We start from the raw sequence: 4350 nt of genomic DNA on the forward strand, positions 1-4350 counted from the left end.
CTAATTGCGGTTGTGTGCTGCGGCGTAGTTTCAAGTGGTTTGATTGCGCACCGCCTTTGGTATCTGGCGGTGCTTTTTATCAGTTTATCGCGGCGTTGATGGGTGTTGTGATGAGGGACGGTACGATCTGGCTGACCGTTCTGCCCCATTTGGTGACGGGGTTTTCTGCGATGAAGATGATGTCGTTGGAGCGCAGTTCGAACTGAGCGGCGAGTGTGAGGTGCGCGGCGTTTTTGGTGTCGAGGTGCCATGCCGTGACGGCGCCGAGTTCGCGGGGGTCCTGTGCGGCGCGCAGGACGTAGACCTCGGAGGCGTCGCCGGTTTCCTTGGCGACACCGCCTCCGGTGTCAAAGAGCGCGTCGGCCAGGGTGGCTTTGTGGTTGAACGGCAAGGGATAGCGACCCTGGGTACGGACCTCGCCGGACAGGTAGACATAGTCGCGGTCGACGGCATCCAGCTCGATGGACTGGAGGAAATTGCTGCGGCGTTCGTCCAGGTCGGCGCGGCGCAGATTGACCGCGATGTTCAGTTCCTGCAGGGCGGTCTGGCGGCCCTCGAGCACGGTCTCGCGCAGCGCGATCTGCTGGGCAAAGTAGCGCTCGGCGCGGTCCAGATCATAGTCGGTATCGACAAAGACCGAGTCATTGGCGATCAGGTTGAGGTTCTGCAGCGCAGTGCGCGAATAAAGGTCTTCCAGCGGAATCTGATAGACCTGCCCGTCGCGGTAGATGCGTACCGAGGAATTGTCGATGTCGCTGACCGAGACGGACCCGGCGGCCGACAGCGCCTCGCCCAGGGTCAGTTGGGTCAGGGTGATCGGCTGCACGCCGGGCAGGCCGACGGCCCCGCCGACCGAGACGCGGCGCGAGTTGAACTCGGCAATCTCCAGGCTGAAGGTCGGGTCGATCTGGTTTTCCACCAGGCGTTGGAACAGTAGCGCCTCGGCCTCGTCCACGGTCAGGCCGACCAGCCGGACACGGCCGACATCGGGGATGTTGATCGAGCCGTCATCCTGCACGGTATAGCCGTTGCGGCTGTTCTGCGCGGCCAGCAGGCCCGACAGCTCTCCGGCGGTGCCTTGGGTCGAGGGGGTCGACAGAACCAGCACGTCGCCGATGCCGATGGTATAGGGGCCGGGGTTGACCTGGGGCGGCGGGTCCAGCTGCAGCCCGGCGCGCGATCCGTCCTGGGTCGAGGGCGCCTCGGGCAGCGGGCCGGTGCCGCGCAGGCTGGTGCTGGAGCCCGAGCCGGCCGACAGGCCGAACACCGATGGCAGGGTCTTGGGGGCGTAGGGCGAGCGGTTGGCCACCAGCACCGTTTCCGGTGTCACCGGTACAACGCGCACCTTGCCCGCGTCCGAGACGCCCGCAGTCACCGAGGAGCTGCGGTAGATCGTCGAGCATCCGGCGATCAGGCCGGTCAGGGCCAGCGCGCTGAAGAAAAGTGGGATATGGCGCACGGTACGTCCTCCACGGGTCAGAAACTTAACTGTCATCGGGCACCACCTTTATGAACATGTTGCCCAGAAACGGCCCGGTCCATTGCGAGGACTGGACGATACGGCCGGTGCTTTTGCGCACCCAGTAAACGTTGGTGAAACGATCCGCCACCCCATAGCAGTCCTCTTGCCATTTTGCCGTGGCGACGGGTGTGCCGCGCAGCACAACGGTGTCAGAGCCCGCTTGGGTGATCAGGCATTTATAAGCGCGCAGGTTGACCTCGTCATCGCCATTGAGAAAGCTGTGGAACCGTTCGACCTGACCGCTGCCACCGCCCAGGACCAGATCGGCGCTCTGGCGGATATCCGATCCGCTCAGACCGCCGCCAAAGCCCAGGGCCGAGGTCAGCATGCCCTGCTCCAGCGTGATGGTTGCACCATCCGCAGTCAGCCAGGTCTGCACCCCGGCGCGCTCGGTCTCCAGCAGCATGACGCCGGCCAGATCGCGGGTCGGGAAGCCAACCTCGAGCCGGGGCGGGATCGGGCGGCGCGCGGCCAGCGCTTCGGCGCGCGGGTTGAACCGGGGCGCGTTGGGAAACAGCGTTCCTTTGAGCAGCTCGACATCGTCCTGCGCTTCACCGCAGGAGATCAGCGCCAGGGTCAGCAGGGCGGTGCGCAAAACCTTCATCGCCAGAACCTCCCCCAGCCGCGGGACAGGTCCTGCGTGCGCGCCTCGCGGGTCACGCCGTAAAGCCGGTTGCGCACATTCAGCCGCGCGCCGCCATCGCGCAGGACGGGTCGGATGGTCTGCGCGAGCTTGTTGCGCGACGGGCGTCCGGTCAGCCACGAAACGGGGATTTCCAACCGGACGCCCTTGTCGAACGAGCCTTCGCCGAATTCCTCGGAGCTGACATTGGTCAGGGTAAAGAACGCGCCCACCTTGAAGCCGTTGTTGAACTCGCGATCCAGCGTGAAGGTGGCCCCATAGTCACCGGCCAGGTAACGCCCGACATCGACCTGCGCGTGATACTCGCCCGGTAGGTCGTAATAGGCCGAAACATGCCCGGTGAAGACGTTGTAATCCTGAAAGCCGAACAGCACGTCAAAGTCACGCTGGGCCACATAGTTGGCCTCGGCCCCAAGGGCCAGGCGGCTGTTGGTGGGATACCACAACAGTTCGGCCGAAAGCCCGCCGAACATGGTCTCGAGGTAGCCCAGCGTGGTGCGGGCATAGAGGTTCTCGCCGGGGCGCCACATATACTCGGCGGTCATATGCTCGATCCGCAGGTTGGATTCGCGCGCATAGATCGCCCAATCCGAACGCACATGCGGCAAGGTCGAGTCCGAGACACGGGTGCTGTCATCCAGCGTGCTGAGGATCGGCAGGCGCAGGCCGGTCGAGAAGGTCAGGCCCGGCGACAGGGTGTAATCCAGCTCCAGCGCCGCGCCCAGCTCGTATCGCAGCGGGTCGTCGGGATCAAAGAACGAGAAGTTCAGATAGGGGCCGAACCGGTACGAGAAATGCGGGAAAGCATCACTCAGGGTCCCCCCCTGCACCAGCGGCAGCGTGTCCGAGACCTCGGCCCGGGCAAAGCTGCGCCAGGCATTGTCGGGGTCATGCTCCAGCTCGTAAAGGTCATCGCGGTTGACGCGCACCGCGCTGAGCGGCACGCCGTTCGACATCAGCGCGATGTCGAAATGCTCGCTCTGGGGCGGCTGTTCATTGGCCAGCACGCGGGCGGTCCGGCCAAGGGCCTGGGCAGCCTGGTTATAGCGGTTGTTCTCAACCCCGATGCGGACCGTGTCGCCGGTCTCGGACAGGTAGACCAGCCGCAGCCCTTCCTGGTTCAGCGCAGATTGCATCCGCGCCCGGATGTCGCCCGAGGTCCGCCCGGCCGTTGCGGCAGCGACCTGCGCCTCGGGCTGCAGCGGCGGCGGGGCGGCGCCCTGACCGCCCGGCGTCACCGCTTTGCGCGGATCGACGAAATAGCTGTAGGTCAGCCCCAGCGTGGTGCCGTAAAGGTAAGATGTGGTCAGCTGTGATCCGTTTTTGAACCGGTACTGGACCCCGACATTGATCGGCGATTTGACCCGCAAACTGTCTGCGACGGCTTCCTCCGTATACAGATCGGGGGAATACTCGGCCAGAAAGGTCAGCCGGTCGTCAAATTGCCAGCTGACACCGCCAAACAGGGCCGCGTCGCCGCGAAACCAGTTGCCGAACTCCAGCTCTCCCCCCTGACCGTTCGAGTTCGAGCGCGGGCGGGTATCGAACCGGCTGCCAAATATGCCCAGCGGGTTCGAAAACGCGCCCCGTCCGGCCATGCGCCCCCAACCGATACCGCCAGTCAGCTTAACCCGGTCACGAAACGTCTTTGTGGCCACGAAATATTCCGCAGCATAAATGCCCGTACCACCAAAATCGCGCAGCCCCATCACAATGGCCGGACCGTTCCTGCTTTCTTCACGCAACCGGAAGTGGACATCAAAACTGCGGTCGTAATTTGTCAGGTCGGAATCGGAAAACCTGTCAATAACGGCGTAGCGGAAACTGCCATTCACCCAGGGCAGCAACTGAAACGTCATCGTCGCCCGGCCGCTGTTCCGAAGCCCCGCCGCGGTGAACACCAACGCGCCGTCATCGAACATCTCGGCAGTCGGAACCTCAAGAAGGCCGGGCGTGCCATAGGTGGACACAGATTGCGCCTGCGCCATGCCCGGCGCAACCGCGCACACCAAAGCCAACAGGCTTCTCCGCCTCAATGTCACCGCTCGAACCTTCACGCCATTATCGATTTTTGCCGCCTGACTAACGACTTTCCAGGACCCAGTCCCGAACCAATCCAAACAAAATCACCTTTCTTCAATCCTTGTGACCATTCTGCACAAGCAAAAAAAACAAGAAGCGGTAA

3 protein-coding genes are annotated in these 4350 nt (G+C 63.5%); all 3 read right to left on the minus strand.

Translation table 11 applies throughout. The features are described from left to right. Positions 1 to 79: 79 nt before the first annotated feature. From ACR0J0_RS23440 to ACR0J0_RS23450, 3 genes are read right to left on the minus strand one after another with little or no spacing between them, the layout of a single operon-like run. Positions 80 to 1495: a polysaccharide biosynthesis/export family protein gene (locus ACR0J0_RS23440; RefSeq protein WP_480666396.1), complete on the minus strand. Its 1416-nt coding sequence runs from the start codon at positions 1493 to 1495 to the stop codon at positions 80 to 82. Then, positions 1485 to 2126 carry a YjbF family lipoprotein gene (locus tag ACR0J0_RS23445; RefSeq protein WP_480666397.1) on the minus strand — a complete coding sequence of 214 codons (642 nt, stop codon included), beginning with the start codon at positions 2124 to 2126 and terminating at the stop codon, positions 1485 to 1487. The genes ACR0J0_RS23440 and ACR0J0_RS23445 overlap by 11 nt, the downstream gene beginning before the upstream one ends. Continuing rightward, positions 2123 to 4153, minus strand: a complete 2031-nt coding sequence (locus ACR0J0_RS23450) for a YjbH domain-containing protein (RefSeq protein ID WP_480666398.1) — start codon at positions 4151 to 4153, stop codon at positions 2123 to 2125. Before ACR0J0_RS23450 ends, ACR0J0_RS23445 begins: the two co-directional genes overlap by 4 nt. Positions 4154 to 4350 lie beyond the last annotated feature (197 nt).

It is taken from the genome of Ruegeria sp. BF12 (genome assembly GCF_056538705.1).

Excerpts from the sequence above, each read along its gene's own strand:
- ACR0J0_RS23445 (WP_480666397.1), bottom strand. The coding sequence starts at position 2,126 with ATGAAGGTTTTGCGCACCGCCCTGCTGACCCTGGCGCTGATCTCCTGC.
- ACR0J0_RS23440 (WP_480666396.1), bottom strand. The coding sequence starts at position 1,495 with ATGACAGTTAAGTTTCTGACCCGTGGAGGACGTACCGTGCGCCATATC.
- ACR0J0_RS23450 (WP_480666398.1), bottom strand. The coding sequence starts at position 4,153 with ATGGCGCAGGCGCAATCTGTGTCCACCTATGGCACGCCCGGCCTTCTT.